A 19,800-nucleotide genomic window follows, 5' to 3' on the forward strand; every position below is an offset into this window, starting at 1 on the left:
AGCTTGCTCCCGATAACGCGGTAACAGTCAACGTAAATGCCGACTGTTATCCCGCTATCGGGGGCAAGCCCCCTCCCACCCTTTGATCGAGCTTTGCCAAATTATCATTCAATCTGGAATGCATCCCATGTGGGAGGGGGCATGCCCCTCACACATTGGGTCGTGCAACCTAGCGCACACCATCCTGACGCAGGGCCGCCGGGGTGAATTCGCTAGTGGAGGCGGTGAAGCCGAAATCGTAGGCCTGTTTCTCTTCGTTCTTCATGCCCAGCGCCAGGTAGCGGCCGGATTGCAGGTCGTAGAGGGTTTCCAGGGCGTACCACGGCACTTGCTTGTCGTAGTAGTTCTCGGCATGAGCCTCGGCGACACGCCACAGTTGGCCACGGCCGTCGTAGTGGTCGATCACCGCCGCTTGCCAGGTGTCTTCGTCGATGTAGAAGTCACGCTTGGCGTAAATGTGGCGCTGGCCTTCCTTCAAGGTGGCGACCACATGCCAGACGCGGCGCAGCTCGTAACGCGCCAGGTCCTGGTTAATGTGACCGGCCTTGATGATGTCGGCGTACTTGAGCTTAGGGTCGTCGATCTTGTAGCTGTTGGAGGCAATGTAGATTTCTTTCTTGCCCTCTAGCTTCCAGTCGTAGCGATCCGGCGCGCCGTTGTACATGTCGAGGTTGTCGGAGGTACGCAGACCGTCGGCAGCGGTGCCCGGGCCGTCATAGGACACTTGCGGCGCCCGGCGCACACGGCGCTGGCCGGCGTTGTAGACCCATGCCGAACGCGGCTCCTTCACCTGGTCCAGGGTTTCGTGCACCAGCAGCACACCACCGGCCAGACGTGCCGGCGCGGTCACTTGCTGCTTGAAGTAGAACAGCACGTTGCCCGGGTTCTTCGGATCGAAGTCCTTCATTTTGTCGCGGAACACGAACTGGTCGCGGAAGTACACCAGGCTGTAGGAACCGTTGGTTTGCGGGGTAGCCTGGGTAACCAGACGCGTCACGCTGCCGCCGCGATAGCGGGTGATGTGGTTCCAGATCACCTCAACGCCGCTTTTCGGAATCGGGAATGGCACCGCGGTTTCGAAGTTCTCCAGGCCGTTGCCACCGGACACCAGGTTGGTGGTGGTGGCGTTCTTCTTGATCGAGGCAAACACCTCGGCCGGCACGGTAGCGCCGCGATGGGTCGGGTAGACCGGCATCTTGAAGGTTTCCGGGTAGCGCTTGAACATCGCGTACTGCCCCGGCGCCAGTTTGTCTTTGTACTGCTCGACATTGGCTGCGGTGATGGTGAACTGCGGTTGCTCACTGGCGTACGGGTTGGCAAGGAAACCACGGGCATCCACAGCGCCGGCGTTGGTCGGCATCGGCGACCATTTCGGGATAGTGCCGGCAGCGTTACCGGCCATCTCGGCACCCATCGGCGTCAGGGTGGTACCCAGCTTGGCAGCTTCATCGGCCGAGACCGCCGCCATGACGTTGCTCGCCAGGATCGACAGCCCCAGCACACCTACGTGCAACAGACTTTTAGTTATTTTCATATTCCGGTCTTCCTGAAATTCAGTGTGCTTAGAAGTTCGCGCCGACGCTCAGGGCGACAAAATCACGGTCATCCACGGTGCTGAACTTGCCGCCGAAGAAGTTGGTGTAGGCCAGGCTTGCGGTGTAGGTGTTCTGGTATTCGGCATCCAGCCCCAGGCTGACCGCTTTGCGACCTTCCTCGAAGTTACCGCCAGGGCCTGGCGAGTAGCCCTTCACGTCGTGGGACCACGCCACGTTAGGCTTGAGGTTCACACCGGCGAACACATCCGGGTATTCCCAGATGGCGCGAGCGCGATAGCCCCAGGAGGTGGCGGTGGTGAAGCCATCGTTGTTGCAATTGGTGTTCAAGCCTGAGGCATTGGGCAAGCCAGCGCCATTGGCGGTGGACAGGTTAAGCCTGTCGCAGAAGCCACCTGGCAAGGTGCCAGGGCCGAATACCGGGTCACGGCCATAACGGGCTTGGGACTTGCTTTCCAGGCCGCCCACATGGGTCACACCGATTTCACCGACGGTGGTCAAGCGACTCGCGCCCATCACTTGGTCGAAGAAGTGCGTGAAGGTGGTCTGGAACTGGGTCACTTCCTTGCGGTTGTAACCGTGCAGGTCCTGACCGGGGGTGCCTTTGAGTACGGAGGCGTTGCCAAAGCCTGGGATCGGCGTCACGCCGGCGAAGAGGATATCGGTGGTGCTCAACTGCACCGGTGCGTTGGGACGGTAGCTCAGTTCACCACTCCATGCGGTGCCTGTCGGCAACGTGGTGGAGAAGCTCAAACCGTAGAGGCGGATATCTTCCGGGTACTCGACAAAGTAATTGGAGTTACCGGCAACGACCAGTGGACGCAAGGCGCCAAGCGGCCCCAGCGGACGGGTGTAGGCCGACGACGGCGCACCCTGTGCACTGAAAATCGGCGCACGGCTGTGGTAGTTCATGAAGTACGCGCCGAACTCGGTATCCAGCGGTTCGAAGTTGTAGTGCATCGCCACGCCGAACTGTCCGCTGTCGCGAGCATCACGGTCGGGGCCACGACGGACCAGTACGCCTTCGTTGTTAACGTCCACACCCAAGGCAGTCAAGGTCGGCAAGGCTGCGCCCGGGATGGTCGAACGCTTGTTCAGCACCCGCAGGTTATTGCTGCAACCATCGGAAATCACATCCGGCTGCGAGAAGAACGTGCCGCAGTTATCAGTAACGGTCTGGTCCCATTCCAGCTGGTAAAACGCTTCGGCCGAGAGGTTATCGGTCAGGGTTTGCGATACGTAGAACATGTTGACCGGAATCAAGCCTTCCTTGATCTCGGCACCCGGACGACGGAACGCAGACACATCGATCGGGTTGATAGAGTTGATGCCGCCGCCGATAAAGGTGCTTTCGCCCCAGCTCACTACCTGCTTACCGAAGCGCACGCTGCCCGGCTGATCGGCAATCGCATAGTTGTGATAAACGAAGGCGTCGAGAATCTGCCCGCCGGAAGACTTGGCCCCTTCCTTGCGATTGTTGTCGCTGATGTCCTTGAACTCACGGCTTTCATCCTTGAGTTCGAAGTCGTACCAGTATTTGCCCCGCACGAATACGCCGGTGTCGCCGTACTTCAGCTCCAGGTCGTGGATACCCTTGAAGATCTTGGAGAAGGTCTCGCCGCGCTTGAAGTTCAGGTGGCCGTCATCGGACGTCTGGGACAAGCCCCGACCGCCGTTGTTGGCGCCGATCAAGTCCTTGTTGGGCTTGGCTGTCGACCAACTCGCCCCCACGGAAAGCGACGAGTCAAAATTCCCTTCGATTTCACCGATATTGAAGCTGACGCCGAATGCGGGCCCGGCGAGCGTAGAGGCGAGGCTGACGGCCAGAGGCAATTTTGCCCGGCGCCAGAACTGGTTTACTGAGGTCATCGACGCTACTCCATGTGCATTATTGTTATGGCAGTGAGTTCTAGATGATGCGTGTAACAGCCGGAATACAACGATTCCAATGCTGCCTGGCAACTGAACCTCCATGGCCCGAAGCGGTGCATCCTTGAAAAACTCTGAGTGGGACTATAGCCAGCAGGGGGTACTGCTTGATCCCTCTAAAGTGTGATTTGCATCACCGGGCCGTCTGCCACAGTCCTTTCGCCATGTCGGCGGAGGCCGACGCGGGAAGGATGGCTGAAAATCGGCAAATCACAAGTGAAGGCGCGAGATAGAGCATCGCCGTGCCACAAGGGCACGGCAAATCAGCTCAGAGGGTGGACAGGAACGTGCTGTTGTTGGCCTGCCATTCAATGATGTCAATGCGGATACGTTTCTTGTCGAGCTTACCGACACTGGTCTTGGGAATTTCCGTAACAACGGCGATCTGACTCGGAATCGCCCACTTGCTCAAATGGCCCAATTCCACGAACGGTTTGAGGTGTTCCTTCAGCTCGCGGGCGCCAATTGCATGGCCTTCGCGCACCACCACCAAGGCAAACGGGCGCTCGCCCCACTGCGGGTCGGCGACGCCTACCACCGCTACTTCGCGTACCGCCGGGTGACGGCTGACCAGGTCTTCGAGGGCCAGGGACGAGACCCACTCACCGCCGGTCTTGATCACATCCTTGATGCGGTCGCGGATATCGATCACACCAAAGGCGTCCAGCGTGGCCACATCCCCGGTGTGCATCCAGCCGCCCGCCCACAACTCGGCGCCCTTCTGCGGCTCTTTGAAATATCCCTCGGTCAGCCAGGGCGCGCGCAGCACAAGTTCGCCCTGGGATTCGCCATCGGCCGGCAGGAAACGACCCTCGGCGTCGATGATCGCCGCCTCCACCAACGGCCCCGGCACGCCAGCCTTGATGCGGTAGGTAATGCGCTCGTCTTCGCTGCCGGCCAGCAGTTCTTCGTTGAGATGCGCACAGGACACCAGCGGTCCGGTCTCGGACATGCCGTACGCAGCGGTGAGTTGAATCCCACGGGCCTTGGAAGCTTCATACAGCGAACGATTCAGCGCACTGCCACCGATGACGATTTTCCAACCGGCAAAATCCACCCCCTGAGCGGCCTTGGCGTTGAGCACCATCTGCAGGATGGTCGGCACGCAATGGGAGAACGTGACCTTTTCCTTGCGCCACAGCTCCACCAGCAATTCCGGGTCGTAGCGGCCAGGGTAGACCTGCTTGAGACCGAGCATGGTAGCCACATACGGCAAGCCCCAGGCATGCACGTGAAACATCGGCGTGATCGGCATGTACACGTCGTTGGTGCCCAGCAATCGTACGCTGTCGACGCTGCCCATGATGGTCGCCACGCCAATGGTGTGCAGCACCAGTTGGCGATGGGTGAAGTACACGCCCTTGGGGTTACCGGTGGTGCCAGTGGTGTAGAACGTGGTGGCGACCGAGTGCTCGTCGAAATCCTGGAAGTCGTACTGAGGGCTGGCGGCGGCCAGCAGGGTTTCATACTCGCCCACCAGGTCAGGCAGATCGGCGGTTTTGGCTTCGCCGTCGGTGAGCAGCAGGGTCTTGTCCACGGTGGTGAGCTGCCCGGCGATGGCTTGATAGAGCCCGACAAACTCACTGTTGACCAGCACGAAGCGGTCTTCGGCGTGGTTCATGGTGTACAAGATCTGTTCCGGCGACAGGCGCACGTTGATGGTGTGGATCACCGCGCCGATCATCGGGATGGCGAACATGCATTCCAGATAGCGATGGCTGTCCCAATCCATCACCGCCACCGTGTCACCGGCCTTCACACCGGCCTCGGTCAACACATTGGCCAGGCGCGCGACGCGTTCGATCAAGGTGGGGTAGGTGTAACGCAATTTGTCACGGTAGACGATTTCCCGGGTCTTCTCGTAACGGGTGCCGGACATCAGCAGGCGCTTGATCAACAGTGGGTATTGGTACGCACCTTCGGCGGGCGGGATAACACGGGTCTGCAACATACGAATCCCTTTTATGACTGCACGGTCTTGGCTTGAAGACCTGCACTGTAGAGACGTTATGTGTGCGCTAAATCAGCCAAAGGAATGATTTGCAGACCTCAGCAAATGCTAGCTTTGCGCCAGCATTTGCACCGATTACTGGTCATGCGCACCGGGTGGGCCAATGTTATTTCATGCTGGTAAACGCCAGCTTCACACCTATGGCAATCAATACCGCGCCCATGGTCCGGTCGAACCAATGCCCCATCCGCGCAAACCCGGCGCGCACGCGTTGCTGGCTGAACAGCATCGCCACCAGGCAGAACCACAGCGCCGTCGCCACCGCCAGGTACACGCCGTAACCGGCCTGGACCGCCAGCGGCGTGTGTGGATTGATCACCACGGTGAACAACGAGAGGAAGAACAACGTGGCCTTGGGGTTCAAGCCATTGGTTACGAAACCGGCGGTGAAGGCGCCGCGCGGGGTGCGTTCACCGGCTTCGCGGTGCAGCTCGCCCTCGGCCGCGGGTTTGGCCGGCTGGGCGCGCAGGGCTTTGAAGCCGATGTACAGCAAGTAAGCAGCCGCGGCCCACTTGAGGGCGTTGAACAGCACGATGGACTGGGACACGATCAGCCCGATACCCAGCAACGAATAGCCCACATGCAGGAAAATCGCCGAACCCACGCCCAGCGCGGTCCAGGTGCCGGCGCGGCGGCCGTGGGTCACGCTCTCACGCACCACCACGGCGAAGTCCGGTCCGGGACTGGCCACCGCCAACAAGTGAATCAAGGCTACGGTCAAAAACTCGGCGAGGTACATGCTCACTCCATTAAGTAACTGATTATTTCATCTGATAGGCTCGGCAGATTACGCCTTCGAACTCTGTCGCAAAAGGTACAGTTGATGACTGACAATCGCCGCGCCGTCTTCCTTGATCACCCTTCCCTGGACTTGGGGGACCTCGACCTCAGCGAATTGCGAGACAGCTTCACAGAGTTGCAGCTGTTTTCGGACACGACGCCGCAAAATGTATTGGAACGCCTGCAAGGTGCCCAAGTGGCCATCAGCAACAAGATCGTGCTCAACGCACAAACCCTGGCGGCTTGCCCCGATCTCAGACTGATCCTGGTGTCGGCCACCGGTACCAACAACATTGATATGGCCGCCGCCCGCGCCCAGGGCATCACAGTGAGCAACTGCCAGGGCTACGGCACGCCATCGGTGGCGCAGCACACGATTATGCTGCTGCTCAACCTGGCGACGCGGCTGAAGGACTATCAGCAGGATGTAGCCGCCGGCAAATGGCAACAGGCCAAGCAATTCTGCCTGCTGGATCATCCGATCATTGAATTGGAGGGCAAAACCCTCGGCCTGTTGGGCCACGGTGAATTGGGCAGCGCCGTGGCGCGTCTGGCCGAAGCCTTTGGCATGCGCGTGGTGCTGGGCGCGATTCCGGGGCGCCCTGCCCGGGCCGACCGCGTGCCGTTGGATGAACTGCTGCCCCAGGTCGACGCGCTGACCTTGCACTGCCCGCTCAACGAGCACACCCGCCATTTGATCGGCGCCCGCGAACTGGCGCTGCTCAAGCCCGGCGCGCTGGTGGTCAACACCGCGCGCGGCGGCTTGATCGACGAGCAAGCCCTGGCCCATGGGTTGCGCAGCGGCCATCTGGGCGGCGCGGCTACCGACGTGTTGAGCGTGGAGCCGCCGGTCGACGGTAATCCGCTGCTGGCCGATGATATTCCGCGCTTGATCGTCACCCCACACAATGCCTGGGGCAGCCGCGAAGCGCGCCAGCGTATCGTCGGTCAACTGGTGGAAAACGCCCGTGGCTTTTTCAGCGGCACCCCGCTGCGGGTTGTGAGTTGATAAACTGCGCCCCTTTTCAAGGAGCAGACCATGGATCCGCGCAGTGAAGTACTGCTTCGCCAGGCCGAACTTTTTCAAGGCAACCTGCTATTGGTGGGGTTGCCCGCCGACGACTTGCTGGGGCGCCTGCCCAATGCCCACGGCTGGTGCTGGCATGCCGGCGACCAGGCGGCGCTCGACGCCCGTTTCCCCGAGCGCAGCCAGTTCGGCGTCAGCGTGCCGGAGCGTGCGTTCGACGCGGCGGTAATCTTTCTGCCCAAGTCCAAGGACCTGACCGACTACCTGCTCAAGGCCGTGGCCGCACGCCTTCCCGGTGCCGAGCTGTTCCTGGTGGGCGAGAAAAAAGCCGGTATCGAAAGCGCCGCCAAGCAAATGACCCCCTTGGGAAAACCACGCAAGCTCGACAACGCGCGGCATTGCCAGCTGTGGCAAGTCACCGTAGCCAATGCCCCGCAGGCGGTGGCGTTGGAGAGCCTGGCACAGACGTTCGACGTACCGCTGGCCGAAGGGCCGTTGAAGGTGGTGAGCCTGCCGGGCGTGTTCAGCCACGGCCGCCTGGATCGCGGCACCGAGTTGTTGCTGGCGCATCTGGATAAACTGCCGAGCGGTCATCTGCTGGACTTTGGCTGTGGGGCTGGCGTATTGGGAGCCGCAATCAAACGTCGCTACCCGCATAACACTGTCACGCTGCTCGACGTGGACGCCTTCGCAGCCGCCAGCAGCCGCCTGACCCTGGCCGCCAACGGCCTGGAAGCCGAGGTGCTGACCGGTGATGGCATCGACGCCGCGCCGATGGGGTTGAATGCGATTCTGAGCAATCCACCTTTCCATGTTGGCGTGCACACAGACTATTTCGCCACCGAGAACTTGCTGCGAAAAGCGGCCAAACATCTGGCAAAAGGCGGCGAACTGCGCTTGGTGGCCAACAGTTTCCTGAAGTACCAGCCGCTGATCGAAGAGCATCTGGGCGTGTGTGCGATCAAGGCTGAAGGCAACGGTTTTCGTATCTACCGCGCCAAGCGCGGCTGATCGAGGTTTAGAAAAGAACGCTTGCCGAATGGAATTTGCCTAGGCAGAATCCGCTCCGTCCTAGGGGAGTAGTCTCCCACGAGCACCACGCTCGTCCGGCATACGTCAACATACTTGGTCAGCAGACCATGGCGTATGCGACCCAGGAGTCCGCACAGACGGACCGGGGTTTGACAAGACCTATGACACGCACACCTTACCCGGGGCGGGAAGGCTGTACGTGTCATAGCCGTGTCGACCCGCCCCTGGAAACCTACCTGATGCTGGATTCATTGCTCGTTCCCACCGCAATCGTTGCCTTGGCCGAAATCGGCGACAAGACGCAACTGCTCGCCCTCATCCTGGCCGCCCGCTTTCGCAAACCCTGGCCGATCATCGCCGGTATCGTCGCCGCCACCCTGGCCAACCACGCCGCCGCCGGTGCCGTGGGCGCCTGGTTCGGCAGTTTCTTCTCGGATGCGGTGCTGCACTGGATCCTCGCGGCCAGCTTCTGCGCCACCGCGCTGTGGACCTTGGTGCCGGACAAACTCGACGATGACGAAGCCAGCACCACGCGCAAGTTCGGGCCTTTCCTAACCACGCTGATTGCGTTTTTCCTCGCGGAAATCGGTGACAAGACGCAAATCGCCACGGTGATGCTCGCCGCGCAATATCCGGAACTGTGGCTGGTGATCATCGGTACCACCCTGGGCATGCTGATTGCCAACGTGCCGGTGGTATTGGCGGGGAATTTCGCCGCAGAGAAACTGCCGCTGACGTTGATTCGCCGCCTGGCCGCCTCAGCGTTTTTCATCCTGGCGATCGTGGCGGTGTACAAAGCCATGCAGAGCAGTGGCTGGATCTAAGAGTCTCAGCCTGCAAACCCAATTCAATGTGGGAGGGGGCAAACCCTCTCCCACCATTGGATCGTCACAGGGTCAAGATTTTTTGGCCTGCTGATAGAGCGGCATGACCTTTGGAATGGCCGCCTGCAGCGAGGCGATGCGGCTGTCAGACGCCGGGTGCGTGCTCATGAACTCCGGCGGCGCGCCCTCGGACGCCTTGGCCATCTTGTTCCACAGCGTGATCGCGGCGTTCGGGTTGTAGCCGGCCCGGGCAGACAGTTCCAGGCCGATCAGGTCCGCTTCGTTTTCATTGCTGCGACTGTTGGGCAAGGTCATGCCGTAGTTGGCTACGGTGTCGGCCAGCGCCAGGCTGTCCTGACCCAGGCCAAACAACGCGCCGGCGCCCTGCTTGGCCATTTCGATGCCGTAAGCCTTGGACATGGCTTCGCGACCATGCTCACGCAGGGCATGGGCGATCTCATGGCCCATTACCGCGGCCAATTCGTCATCGGTGAGCTTGAGGTTGTCGATCAGCGCGCTGTACACGAAGATCTTGCCGCCAGGCCCGCAGTTGGCGTTCATCTCATCGCTTTTGATCAGGTTCACTTCCCAGTTCCACTGCGCCGCATCCGCACGGAAGGTCGGTGCCTGGGCGATCAGACGCTTGGCGATGGCCTGCACCCGCTTGGCGTTGGCACTGGTTTTATCCACCAAGCCTTTGCCGCTGGCCTCACCCAGGGTCTGCTGGTAGGACTGGGCATACATCTGGTCGACTTCCTGGCTCGACAGCATGCTGAACATGTACTGCTTGCGCTCTACCCCAACGGCGCCGCCGCTGGTGGTGTTGACCGATTGACACCCGGCCAGCAGGACCGCTGCCGCCAATACACTTACCGCCAGTGATTTCTTCATCAATACACTCTCCCTGAAAAGACGCCCTGAAAACATGGCGCGTATCGTAGGCGTTCGACTGTATCGACGCCAGATACACCAGACGTGTAACCGCTGAATTTCGGATACATCTCACACCTCCCGCTGCGGCGACGGCTGTCCCATTTGCGACAAGCGGCCGGCTTTTGACCGCCCACCGCTCATGACCTGCCCGTCTCCAGCCGATACATCAGGCAGCCCATCTCTCCTGCGCGTGGAGCGTTCATGAAATTCAAGTCGATTCAGTTTTCCGTCGCCGCATTGGCCGGGGCCATTGTGCTGACCGTGGTCGCGGTGCTGGTGCTCTACGCGGTGTTCGCCAGCGCGCGCACCCAAGAGATGGTCCAGCAACGCACTCAGGCGCAGTTCGAGCAGATCATCGAGCAGCGCCTGACGTCCCTGGCGCAAACCCAGGCCACCCAGATCCAGCGTGAGCTGGAGGCGCCGCTGGTGACCGCCAAAGGTTTGGCCACCGCCAACGCCCTGATTGCCATGAAGGACGCCAAGGGCGAGCCCGCGCTGCAGATCGGCCGTGAGCAATTGATCAATCTGCTGCGTGAAAGTGTGGTGCGCAACCCGAAAATCCTCGGTGCCTACATCGGCTGGGAACCCAACGCAATCGATCATAACGACGCCGCCTACGTGAACAGCCCCATCATCGGCATGGGCGCCGACGGCCGCTTTATCCCGTAGTGGTATCGCAACGCGGACGGCAGCCTGGGCCTGGATAAGCTCGCCGACGTGGCCGACCAGAAAATGCTCTCCACCGGCGTACGCGCCAGCGAGTACTACCTGTGCTCCAAGGAAAACCAGAAGCCCTGCGCCATCGACCCCGCCCCGTATAAAGTCGGCGACGTCATGGTGATGCTGGCCTCGTTCATCGAGCCGATCATGGTCGATGGCAAGTTCCAGGGCATTGTGGGGGCCGATCTGTCGGTGAACTTCATTCAGGACATGCTCACCAGTGCCGACCAGAAGCTCTATAACGGCGCCGGCGAACTGGCGCTGATCTCCAGCAACGGCCGCCTGGTGGCCTACACCAAGGACGCCAGCAAACTCGGCGAAAAGGCCAGCGACCTGCTCGACGCCAGCGAACTGGCCAACCTCAACCAGCTCAAGCCCGGCGAAGTGCGCTACGACATCGACCGCGAGCACGGCCATATCGAGTTGTTCCTGCCCTTCGGCATCGGCCAGACCGACGCACGCTGGACCTTGATGATGCAATTGCCATTGGCGGCGGTGATGGCCGACTCGCAGAAACTGCAAAGCGACCTGCAAGCCCAGCGCAAAACCGATACCGTCGGCATGGCGATCGCCGGCCTGGTGGTGGCCGGGCTCGGCCTGCTGGTGATCTGGCTGGTTGGCCATGGGATCGCCCGCCCGCTCAAACAGATGGTGGCCATGCTCAATGACATCGCCCAAGGCGAAGGCGACCTGACACGCCGCCTGACCAGCGACCGAGCCGACGAGTTGGGCGCAATCGCCAGCGGTTTCAACACCTTCCTGATCAAATTGCAGGGCATGATTACCCAGGTGGTGAGCTCGGTGCAGAAGGTTAGCGATTCGTCGGAGCACACCGCCGATATTGCGATCCGCACCAACCAGGGCGTGCATAAGCAGATGGTGGAAATCGACCAGGTCGCCACTGCCGTGCATGAGATGACCGCCACCGCCCAGGACGTGGCGCGCAATGCCACCCAGGCCGCGCAAGCCGCCAGCCACGCCGATCAGGCCGCGAGTCAGGGCATGCGCATTGTGCGCGACACCTCGGCCTCCATCGGTGTGCTGGCCGAGGAAATCGGCAAAGCGGTGGCGGTGGTGCAAACGCTGGCCAAGGACAGTGAAAACATCAACGCGATCCTGACTGCCATTCGCGGGATTGCCGAACAGACCAACCTGCTGGCGCTGAACGCCGCCATCGAAGCCGCGCGCGCCGGCGAACAAGGTCGCGGGTTTGCCGTGGTCGCCGACGAAGTGCGCAACCTGGCGCAAAAAACCCAGCAGGCCACCGAAGAAATCCAGGCCATGATCCAGCAGTTGCAACAAGGCACACGGGACGTGGTACGGGTGATGGAAGACAGTCAGCACCGCACCGACGAAAGCGTACAACACGCGGCCAAGGCGGCTGAAGCGCTGGAGACTATTACTCAGGCAGTGTCGGTGATCAACGACATGAACACTCAGATTGCCAGTGCGGCCGAAGAGCAGAGCGCAGTGGCCGAGGACATCAATCGCAACGTGATTAATATCGGCCAGGTGGCCAATGAAGTGGCGGGAGGCGCGGACGAATCCAGCGCGGCCAGTGCGGACTTGACCAAGCTGGCGGAGCAGCAGCGGCGGCTGATCAATCAGTTCAAGGTGTAGGGCGCGCCGACAGGCTTACGCCGGGGTCAGGCACTCCGGCCCATTGAGCTTGGGATCGTTGACCAGGTTGGCCAGGACCCGCTCGCGCAACGCGCTCGGTTCACTGGCCAGCAATGCCTGCAACGCCGGCAGCGGCGTGTCGGGGTTGAGCCAGGCCGCTTGCCCTGCCGCATCCAGGATCAACGGCCGTCGCTGACTTTGCGCGGCCTGCGTCACCACGGCCGTGCTCAGCCACACCTGTTCCTGCACGGGGTAGGCTTCCCAGATCGCGGCAAAAAACAACGAGGAGCCCTCCCCCGGCGTCAGCCAGTACGGGCGTTTGCGCTGGGTTCCGCGCCATTCGTAGAAACCGTTGGCTGGCAAAAGGCAGCGGCGTTGGCGAAACGCCTCGCGAAACATCGGTTGCTCGGCCAGGGTTTCGGCGCGGGCATGGGCCGGGGTGCGGGACAGGTCGGTGAGCCAGGGCGGCGTCAGCCCCCAGCGAGCGCGGGCCAGGGTGAGCTGCTCGCCTTCCAGGCGCTGGATCAGCACCGAATCATTCGGCGAAATGTTCCACTGCGCCTGCTGATCGGCCGGAAAGCCCGGCAAGGCAGCAAAGGTGGGGTTCCAGCGAAACAGGGCATAACGTCCACACATGGGGCAACACGACTCTTGGATAAACCGGCCGACAGCCTAACAGACCAACACGTCGGGGAAGCTGTCGGGTTCATCGCCGGGCAGCGGTTGCGCGCCGATATAGGCGGTGATGAGTTCACGGGCGTCGAGTGCGCGGTCGTTGTCCACTTCCAGGCCAAGCAGGCCGAAGATCGGCAATTCGCCGGTGCCGCCGAGCAAATGGCGGCCCACCAGGTGCGCCTCGATACCCTCGCTGGCGAGCATCTGCTGCAGCAGCTCGCCTTCCATCAGGTTTTCCGGTTCGTAGATTCGCTGCATAGGCGTACCTGTTATTCGTTCTCGCTGCGAGTGTCGAGCATCCACTCGTCGCCATGCACCTGCAGATTGAAAATGATCGGTCTGCAACACACCTGGCAGTCTTCAATGTAAATCTGGTCACCGCCAGACAAATCCACCGATGTTTCAACCGACTCGCCACAATAAGGACAATCGTACAGCGCAGGTTCCAGCATCGCAGTCTCCCAGGTGACTTGTGCGTATAATCGCCGGTCTATTTACAGGGTTATACCCCGGCTGAGCCAATGACTCGGGCCGAACCCTGGTATTTCTTCTACTTACCCTAGCCGTTTCTAACAAGAGAGCATGATGGGCGAATTCGATACCATCCGACCTTACAACGACAGCGAAGTCCCGGCGGTGCTGGCGCGGCTGTTCAGTGACAAGGCCTTTCTGGACATCCTGACCCACTTCCGCTTCCCCCGCTTCGCCGGCACCCTTGGCTGGCTGCTCAAGCCCATGATCGCCCGCAAATTGCGCCGCGAATTCGCCGGCGTCACCACCGTGGCGACGCTGCAGGACAAAGTCGAGTATTACGTCGACCACACCATCGACCGGGCGACCGACGGTGTCACCTACACCGGGGTCGAGCAGCTCAAATCGGGCACCGCCTACCTCTTTCTGGCCAACCACCGCGATATCGTGATGGACCCGGCCTTCGTCAACTACGCCGTGTACCACGCCGGCCTGCCGACGCCGCGCATCGCCATTGGCGACAACCTGCTGCAAAAGCCGTTCGTCAGCGATCTGATGCGCCTGAACAAGAGCTTCATCGTGCACCGCTCGATCACCGGGCGGAAGGAAAAAATGGCGGCGTTCAACCTGCTGTCTGCCTACATCAACCATTCGATCCTCAATGACGGCCAATCGATCTGGATCGCCCAGGCCGAAGGCCGCGCCAAGGACGGCGACGATCGCACCGAATCGGCGATCCTCAAGATGTTCCACGTCAGCCGCAAGGACGAACCGTTCGCAGAAGTGATCCAGTCGCTGAACCTGACGCCCGTGTCCATCAGCTACGAATACGACCCCTGCGATGCGGCCAAGGCGCGCGAACTGTATATCCGCGCCACCACCGGCACCTACACCAAGGCATCGGGCGAGGACGACGTGAGCATTGCCCTGGGCATCACCGGCTACAAGGGCCGGGTGCATATCAACTTCGCCCCGCCGATTACCGAGCGCTTCGAAGACACCAAGGTGCTGGCGGTGGAAATGGACCGGCAGATTCTCGGCGGCTACCGCTTGTTTCCGGTGCACTACCTGGCTTATGCCCAATGGAGTGAAGCCGAGCCGCAATTGCAGGTGCCCAAGGCCGAGGAGCTGTTCCCCGCCGACGAGTTGGCCAAGGCGAAGGCCGAGTGGGAGCGGCGCTTGAGCGAATGCCCGGCGGAACACCGGCCATTCCTGGTGGTGCAATATGCAACGCCGGTGCGCAATCAGTATCGGGTCAAGGCTGGGATCCCGCTCTAAACACCGGGCGAAAAATGTGGGGGCTTGCAGCTCCCACGTTCGCTTTGCAGTGTTCTTAAAGGTGAGTGCTGACCCACGAGGTCAGTAGCGCCATTCCAAGGCAGGCGAACCCGATGCGGTAAGCCACCCGGTGCGCCCGTACAAGGCGCATATCCAGAAACAGCATCGGCTGATCGATTGCGCGTTCTTCGCTTTGAGCGGCGAGCTTGGTCATGGCGCGCTGCTCGCGCAGGCGGGTGACATACAGCAGCGCGGCGCCTGGGCAGGCGATTGCCAGCGCGACAACGTTAATCATTAGTGCGGGCAGTGCCATCGCAAACCTCGGTAAAACGGTGCCTGGGTAACAGTTTGGACACAACCGCACGCGCACTACCTCTGCTGCGCGTGAACGTTTCCTCCCCATGGACGGCTAATCTATCCAGTAATTTACCGCGTCACCTGAACGTCACCTTAACAGTCCACTCTGTGGCCCTTCGGACGTTCGGGAGCTTGTCATGCTGCATGCACAAAACCAGGATCGGCTGTATCTGATCGCTCAAAGCGATGAACAGGAGGCGCTGATAGACAGCCTGGCGTTCAACGTTCAAGACCGGCATTGGCTGGTGTATTGCGCCCTGGGCGGGCATTCCCATGCGGACTTGCCGGAAACCGATCTGCTGACCGGGATCAGCCTGCTGGACTTCTGTATCGACACGGCGGCATGAAACTGAAGACGTAAAAAAACCGGGCCTTGCGAGCCCGGTTTTTTGTGGAGCGGTTATTGCGAGCTAAGCAACTGGCCGATGCTCGGGTCTTTGAACAGACGGGTCAAGGCATCGCTCAGGACGTCGCTGACCAGCTTGGTGTTGGTCTCCTGGTTCGGCGACATGCCAAAGCGCTGATTCAGGGATGCAGCGTAGCGGCCACTGTAGCGGCGGGTGCCGGCGTTGACGTCGGACTTGAAGGTCGCGCCGATTGACGCCTCGGTCACATACAGACCTTCCTTCGGCGACTGGTATTTCAGCTCAGCCAGGGTGACCGTCAACTGCGGCACGCCCGGCGAGTTGGAGGGAGTAAAGCCCAGCAGACGCACGGCCGCCTCGGCTTGGACCTGCAGCTTGGGCAGCACATCCTGGGCGTTGACCGAAATCAGCGCGGTCTCCGGATACAGGCCCCCACGGGAACCCAAGGTCGGCGAAGGACGGCCATCCACCACACGCACCGACACCGGCTGACCATGGCCTACCGGGGCCAACTGCGTGGTGAGCTTCGGTTGCGGGCTGAGTTGTTGCGGGCTGTTGGCGCAGCCAACCAGGGACAACGTGGTCACAGTGATCAAACCGAACAACAGGCGTTGCAACATGCGCTTCTCTCCAGAAATCAGGTACCGACAGGCCGGCAGTATAACGGGGCGCCATCGCCGGGAACCAGCATCAGTTACAACCTATGACTCACGACACTTTGCGCGGTTCGCTGTCACCGATGTGTCACAGCCGATACATCGCCGCGTCATCCCGCATCGGCATGCTTGGCCTCATTCACAGGAGGTTGATCGCCATGCAATATCTCTGGTCGTTATTTACTCGCAAGTCCGCGCTTCGTCAGTTTGCCTTGCTCGATTCCCAGGGCCGCTGCCAAGCCTTCAAAGAATGCAGCCAGCCGCCGGTGGGCCAAGGCTGGGTGGAAATCGAAGAAATCCGCCTGAGCTGGATGCATCGACCGCTGCCGGCCCGGGCCCGTGTCAGCCCACGCGCGACACGGTCATCGCGCCACCCGGTGTTGGCCGCCTGACCAAACGCCTAATAAAAGTCATAAAACACGCCCATTTCCCTGACGTTCTTCGCTACAATCTCCCCCCGATTATAAGGACGTCTCCTGATCGGGCCTCGCAGCATCGTTAATGCCTCGGTATTAACCCCCAAGAATCGCCCACAGAGAGCCGCCCACACAGATCGAGTGAAGCCGGCGCGCTTGCTGTTCCTTTGCAAACCACCCGCCTTTACCGAATCTGCCAGAGCTGCCATTGCGCTCGGCCACTTGAGTTGTTTGCCCGTTTTGCTGCCTATCGGCAGAGGTTTACGGGCCAGGTGCCAGGCTGGGGCAGCCCTTTTTTGAGGTTCACGTCTTCAAAAGAGCGTGAAAAAACGGGTTTTCACAACTTCACAAGAGTGTGGCGAGCAAATGAATAGTTTGGCGTTTGTACAAGCACCATCAGCGTCTGGAACAGCCCAACCGCACAGGACCGAGTACTCATCAACCACTGGAGCTTGAGCCTGTCCGCTACGGATTGATTGCACGCATCGCACGCTTTGACCATAAGTCGAATTGCCACAGCCGCCCATGAATGCGTTCATAGGCAGATCAGGCCAGGCAGCAAGCGTGTGCTGAGTTGCAAAGAATTGCGAAACGGACATGGCGATCCTGGCCATGGGTAACCTGGGGCAATACGTGAACGCCCCGTCACTCCTGGCAGCCATGCCGTCAATTTGGTGCTGCAGATTTTGGAGACGCGTTAAATGGCGCATAACGAAGCAGTCGATGTAGTACTGGTAGGGGCCGGCATCATGAGTGCCACCCTGGCCGTACTACTCAAAGAGCTCGACCCCGGCCTCAAGCTGGAAGTCGTTGAGCTGATGGACTCGGGTGCCGCGGAAAGTTCCAACCCGTGGAACAACGCCGGTACCGGTCACGCCGGCCTGTGTGAGCTGAATTACACACCTCAGGCCGCCGATGGCTCCATCGACATCAAGAAAGCCGTGCACATCAACACCCAGTTCGAGGTGTCGAAGCAGTTCTGGGCGTACTTGACCAAAAAGGGCACCTTTGGCTCGTCCAGATCCTTTATCAGCCCGGTACCGCACCTGAGCTTCGTGCAAGGCGACAAAGGCGTGGAGTTCCTCAAGAAGCGCTTTGAGACCCTGAGCCAGCACCACGCGTTTTCGGACATGCACTACACCGAAGACCGCAGCGAGATGGCCGAATGGATGCCGCTGATGATGCCGGGCCGCCCGCTCGACGAAAAAATCGCCGCCACCCGCGTCATGAACGGCACCGACGTCAACTTTGGCGCCCTGACCAATCAACTGCTCAACCACCTGACCAGCTCGGCCGACGCCCAGGTCAAGTATTGCAAGCGCGTCACCGGCCTCAAGCGCAACGGCGCCGGCTGGACCGTGAGCATCAAGGACGTCAACAGCGGCAACAGCCGTGAAGTGGATGCCAAGTTCGTGTTCCTCGGTGCTGGCGGCGCGGCCCTGCCGCTGTTGCAAGCCTCGGGCATCGAAGAAAGCAAAGGCTTCGGCGGTTTCCCGGTCAGCGGCCAGTGGCTGCGCTGCGATAACCCTGAAGTGGTCAAGCATCACCAGGCCAAGGTCTACAGCCAGGCCGCCGTGGGTTCGCCGCCAATGTCGGTGCCGCACCTGGATACCCGCGTGGTGGATGGCAAGAAATCTCTGCTGTTCGGGCCTTATGCCGGGTTCACCACCAAGTTCCTCAAGCACGGTTCGTTCCTCGACCTGCCGCTGTCGGTGCGCGCCGGCAACATCGGCCCGATGCTGGCCGTGGCTCGCGACAACATGGACCTGACCAAGTACCTGGTGAGCGAAGTGATGCAGTCCATGGAACAGCGCCTGGAATCCCTGCGCCGCTTCTACCCGGAGGCGAAAGCCGAGGACTGGCGCCTGGAAGTGGCCGGTCAGCGGGTGCAGATCATCAAGAAAGACCCGAAGAAAGGCGGCGTGCTGCAATTCGGTACCGAGCTGGTCGCAGCCAAGGACGGGTCGCTGGCGGCCCTGCTGGGCGCCTCGCCAGGCGCTTCGGTGACCGTCTCGATCATGCTGGAACTGATCGAGCGCTGCTTCCCGGACAAGGCCAGTGGGGAGTGGGCGGCCAAGCTGCATGAAATCTTCCCGGCGCGGGAAAAAGTGCTGGAGACCGATGCCGAGCTGTATCGCAAGATCAACGCCCAGAACAACATCAGTCTGCAATTGGTTGAGCAGAGCAACGAGGCCGAGAGCTTCGCCTAAGGCCTTGCTGCAATAAAAAACGCCCCGCTCTCACGAGGAGAACGGGGCGTTTTTTTGCCTGGAGTAATCAGCCGCGGGCGTTGTCGATCAGCTCGATGTATTCGGCGGCGTTACGCTGGTCTTTGATCAGATCAACGAAGGTCTGGCCGTGCTCATCCTTGCCATCCAGATCCAAACCGGCGGCCTTGAAAAAGCCCAGGAAGCGTTCGAAGTCGTCGATACGCAGGCCACGGTAAGCCTTGATCAGTTTGTGCAGGGACGGTGAAGTTGCGTCGACTGGCTCGAAGTCCAGGAACAACTTGATCTGATCGTCGCCGATCTCGTCGCCAATCACCTGTTTCTTATCTTTACGCATTACCGACTCCAGCCTGCAGACATTTACACGGGGCTTGAAGTCTACCTGCGGGGCACGGCCTTGTGTAGGCGCCGGCCTATCTGGACTTGACCGTGCCGGTATGCAAATCCGCCCAGATATGACCGTTGGCATAACTGAGGAACTGCACATACACCGTGTCATTGCGCAGCAGATCGACGATTACACGGTATTGAGCCACCGGGTACGACAAGGTAAGCGTACGGGTTTTCTCATCGAATACCGGCTTTTTCAGGCTTTTGCTTTCGGCATCGAAGTTGAGCATCACTTGGGCGATGGTCGCGCCTTTGTTCAGGGGCTTGCCCTTGAGGCGGATCATCAGCGGTGACGTAACCGGGATCGGCTGTTGATTGGACTGACGCTGATTGCCCACCACCACCGCGTACTCGGTGACCTGCAGCAATTGCTGCTGATCAGGAGCTTCGGCACGCAGGGCAAGGTCATCCGGCGGTAGGAATTGGCCGTGCATCGGCGCGGGCGCTGCGGCCAAGGGCAAACTGAAGGACAACGCCAGCATGGCGCAACTGCGTATCAACCGGCTCATGAGCCACTCCACGGCAAGGGGCCCAG

General features: G+C 60.6%; 21 protein-coding genes and 1 riboswitch. Of the genes, 9 read left to right on the top strand and 12 right to left on the bottom strand.

Going from position 1 to position 19,800, the window contains the following annotated elements; translation table 11 throughout:
* Window positions 1–169: 169 nt before the first annotated feature.
* The 4 genes from ABX75_RS06405 to ABX75_RS06420 all read right to left on the bottom strand — a co-directional run bounded on the left by ABX75_RS06405 (window position 170) and on the right by ABX75_RS06420 (window position 6,232).
* The gene (locus ABX75_RS06405; RefSeq protein ID WP_034111795.1) at window positions 170–1,534 is read right to left on the bottom strand and encodes a DUF1329 domain-containing protein; all 1,365 of its coding nucleotides are present in this window, start codon (window positions 1,532–1,534) and stop codon (window positions 170–172) included.
* A 28-nt stretch (window positions 1,535–1,562) separates the two neighbouring features.
* Window positions 1,563–3,422 (bottom strand): DUF1302 domain-containing protein, encoded by a 1,860-nt coding sequence (locus ABX75_RS06410; RefSeq protein WP_034095948.1) that lies wholly within the window; start codon window positions 3,420–3,422, stop codon window positions 1,563–1,565.
* A gap of 328 nt (window positions 3,423–3,750) precedes the next feature.
* Window positions 3,751–5,433, bottom strand: a complete 1,683-nt coding sequence (locus ABX75_RS06415) for a fatty acid--CoA ligase (RefSeq protein WP_040267265.1) — start codon at window positions 5,431–5,433, stop codon at window positions 3,751–3,753.
* A gap of 166 nt (window positions 5,434–5,599) precedes the next feature.
* Window positions 5,600–6,232: a LysE family translocator gene (locus tag ABX75_RS06420; protein WP_034095946.1), complete on the bottom strand. Its 633-nt coding sequence runs from the start codon at window positions 6,230–6,232 to the stop codon at window positions 5,600–5,602.
* Window positions 6,233–6,316: 84 nt separating this feature from the next.
* On the opposite strand from ABX75_RS06420, the gene ABX75_RS06425 reads away from it, so the two are divergent.
* The 3 genes from ABX75_RS06425 (at window position 6,317) to ABX75_RS06435 (ending at window position 9,156) form a co-directional block, all read left to right on the top strand.
* The gene (locus ABX75_RS06425; protein ID WP_047881644.1) at window positions 6,317–7,282 is read left to right on the top strand and encodes a 2-hydroxyacid dehydrogenase; all 966 of its coding nucleotides are present in this window, start codon (window positions 6,317–6,319) and stop codon (window positions 7,280–7,282) included.
* A 30-nt stretch (window positions 7,283–7,312) separates the two neighbouring features.
* Entirely contained in the window at window positions 7,313–8,311 is a 999-nt protein-coding gene (locus ABX75_RS06430; protein WP_034095944.1) for a class I SAM-dependent methyltransferase, read from the top strand.
* A gap of 51 nt (window positions 8,312–8,362) precedes the next feature.
* Window positions 8,363–8,482, top strand: a riboswitch (yybP-ykoY riboswitch).
* A gap of 89 nt (window positions 8,483–8,571) precedes the next feature.
* On the top strand, window positions 8,572–9,156 hold the full coding sequence (locus ABX75_RS06435) for a TMEM165/GDT1 family protein (protein ID WP_016978300.1): 585 nt from the start codon (window positions 8,572–8,574) through the stop codon (window positions 9,154–9,156).
* Window positions 9,157–9,228: 72 nt separating this feature from the next.
* Here the strand turns inward: ABX75_RS06435 and ABX75_RS06440 are convergent, their stop codons facing one another.
* Window positions 9,229–10,047 carry a M48 family metallopeptidase gene (locus ABX75_RS06440; protein ID WP_034095942.1) on the bottom strand — a complete coding sequence of 273 codons (819 nt, stop codon included), beginning with the start codon at window positions 10,045–10,047 and terminating at the stop codon, window positions 9,229–9,231.
* Between the two features lie 243 nt (window positions 10,048–10,290).
* Between ABX75_RS06440 and ABX75_RS29910 the strand changes: the two genes are divergently transcribed.
* Window positions 10,291–10,758, top strand: a complete 468-nt coding sequence (locus ABX75_RS29910; RefSeq protein WP_371263980.1) for a hypothetical protein — start codon at window positions 10,291–10,293, stop codon at window positions 10,756–10,758.
* Between the two features lie 612 nt (window positions 10,759–11,370).
* Window positions 11,371–12,429: a methyl-accepting chemotaxis protein gene (locus tag ABX75_RS29915; RefSeq protein ID WP_371263981.1), complete on the top strand. Its 1,059-nt coding sequence runs from the start codon at window positions 11,371–11,373 to the stop codon at window positions 12,427–12,429.
* 15 nt (window positions 12,430–12,444) lie between these two features.
* On the opposite strand, the gene ABX75_RS06450 is transcribed toward ABX75_RS29915, so the two are convergent.
* The 3 genes from ABX75_RS06450 to ABX75_RS06460 are packed head-to-tail and all read right to left on the bottom strand — an operon-like array spanning window position 12,445 to window position 13,556.
* Entirely contained in the window at window positions 12,445–13,065 is a 621-nt protein-coding gene (locus ABX75_RS06450; protein ID WP_034095940.1) for an SOS response-associated peptidase, read from the bottom strand.
* A gap of 36 nt (window positions 13,066–13,101) precedes the next feature.
* Window positions 13,102–13,362: a putative signal transducing protein gene (locus ABX75_RS06455; protein WP_034095939.1), complete on the bottom strand. Its 261-nt coding sequence runs from the start codon at window positions 13,360–13,362 to the stop codon at window positions 13,102–13,104.
* Window positions 13,363–13,373: 11 nt separating this feature from the next.
* The gene (locus ABX75_RS06460) at window positions 13,374–13,556 is read right to left on the bottom strand and encodes a CPXCG motif-containing cysteine-rich protein (protein WP_034095938.1); all 183 of its coding nucleotides are present in this window, start codon (window positions 13,554–13,556) and stop codon (window positions 13,374–13,376) included.
* A gap of 133 nt (window positions 13,557–13,689) precedes the next feature.
* On the opposite strand from ABX75_RS06460, the gene ABX75_RS06465 reads away from it, so the two are divergent.
* Window positions 13,690–14,853: a 1-acyl-sn-glycerol-3-phosphate acyltransferase gene (locus ABX75_RS06465; RefSeq protein WP_177329673.1), complete on the top strand. Its 1,164-nt coding sequence runs from the start codon at window positions 13,690–13,692 to the stop codon at window positions 14,851–14,853.
* Window positions 14,854–14,908: 55 nt separating this feature from the next.
* On the opposite strand, the gene ABX75_RS06470 is transcribed toward ABX75_RS06465, so the two are convergent.
* Window positions 14,909–15,166 carry a hypothetical protein gene (locus ABX75_RS06470; protein ID WP_047881646.1) on the bottom strand — a complete coding sequence of 86 codons (258 nt, stop codon included), beginning with the start codon at window positions 15,164–15,166 and terminating at the stop codon, window positions 14,909–14,911.
* Window positions 15,167–15,347: 181 nt separating this feature from the next.
* Here ABX75_RS06470 and ABX75_RS06475 point away from each other — a divergent pair, with 181 nt between their 5' ends.
* A complete protein-coding gene (locus tag ABX75_RS06475) occupies window positions 15,348–15,557 on the top strand; it encodes a hypothetical protein (RefSeq protein WP_034095935.1) in 210 nt (69 codons plus the stop codon).
* 53 nt (window positions 15,558–15,610) lie between these two features.
* On the opposite strand, the gene ABX75_RS06480 is transcribed toward ABX75_RS06475, so the two are convergent.
* Window positions 15,611–16,195 (bottom strand): YajG family lipoprotein, encoded by a 585-nt coding sequence (locus ABX75_RS06480; RefSeq protein ID WP_034095934.1) that lies wholly within the window; start codon window positions 16,193–16,195, stop codon window positions 15,611–15,613.
* Window positions 16,196–16,389: 194 nt separating this feature from the next.
* Between ABX75_RS06480 and ABX75_RS06485 the strand changes: the two genes are divergently transcribed.
* Complete coding sequence (locus ABX75_RS06485; protein WP_047881647.1) at window positions 16,390–16,623, top strand: hypothetical protein; 234 nt, start codon at window positions 16,390–16,392, stop codon at window positions 16,621–16,623.
* 725 nt (window positions 16,624–17,348) lie between these two features.
* Entirely contained in the window at window positions 17,349–18,857 is a 1,509-nt protein-coding gene (mqo, locus tag ABX75_RS06490; RefSeq protein WP_034095932.1) for a malate dehydrogenase (quinone), read from the top strand.
* A gap of 67 nt (window positions 18,858–18,924) precedes the next feature.
* On the opposite strand, the gene ABX75_RS06495 is transcribed toward mqo, so the two are convergent.
* Both ABX75_RS06495 and ABX75_RS06500 read right to left on the bottom strand, forming a co-directional pair.
* Window positions 18,925–19,212: a PA4642 family protein gene (locus ABX75_RS06495; protein ID WP_017845962.1), complete on the bottom strand. Its 288-nt coding sequence runs from the start codon at window positions 19,210–19,212 to the stop codon at window positions 18,925–18,927.
* Window positions 19,213–19,288: 76 nt separating this feature from the next.
* Complete coding sequence (locus ABX75_RS06500) at window positions 19,289–19,774, bottom strand: hypothetical protein (protein WP_034111783.1); 486 nt, start codon at window positions 19,772–19,774, stop codon at window positions 19,289–19,291.
* Between the last annotated feature and the right edge of the window lie 26 nt (window positions 19,775–19,800).

Origin of the sequence: Pseudomonas sp. ARP3, from assembly GCF_001029595.1 — a bacterium.
In the GTDB taxonomy this organism is placed as follows: Bacteria; Pseudomonadota; Gammaproteobacteria; order Pseudomonadales; family Pseudomonadaceae; genus Aquipseudomonas; species Aquipseudomonas rhodesiae.